Origin of the sequence: Paenibacillus sp. EKM10P, from assembly GCF_011800655.1 — a bacterium.
GTDB classification, from domain to species: domain Bacteria; phylum Bacillota; class Bacilli; order Paenibacillales; family Paenibacillaceae; genus Paenibacillus; species Paenibacillus polymyxa.
In genome coordinates this window covers 1-287 of the sequence record NZ_JAALET010000107.1, presented here as the reverse complement: position 1 = coordinate 287, position 287 = coordinate 1, and the positions used below count along the sequence as shown (strand labels likewise).

Sequence of the window (287 nt, the reverse complement as noted above, 5' to 3'; positions counted from 1 at the left end):
GCTGCGAGAGCGCGCCGAAGCCTGGCTCGGCGAAGAGGAGCTGGCGCTAGCGGCGGTGCTGTACCTGGACGACGAAGCGTCGTACAGCGAGGAGCGGGCGAATGCGCCGATTGTCTCCAGCATGGTCTCCGGCAAGCTGACGGATGCTGTGGACGACGGCGATGAGAGCCATCAGAATGTTGGCACCAACAGCTTCCATGAAGCCCGTCCGGAGGATCTGGCGTACGTGATCTACACGTCGGGAACGACGGGCAAGCCGAAGGGCGTGATGATCGAGCACCGCAGCC

1 protein-coding gene is annotated in these 287 nt (G+C 64.1%); it reads left to right on the top strand.

What is annotated here, in order from left to right; all coding sequences use genetic code 11:
- Positions 1-287: AMP-binding protein (locus HFE01_RS27490; RefSeq protein ID WP_243208326.1), on the top strand; the 287-nt coding region annotated here is incomplete at both ends.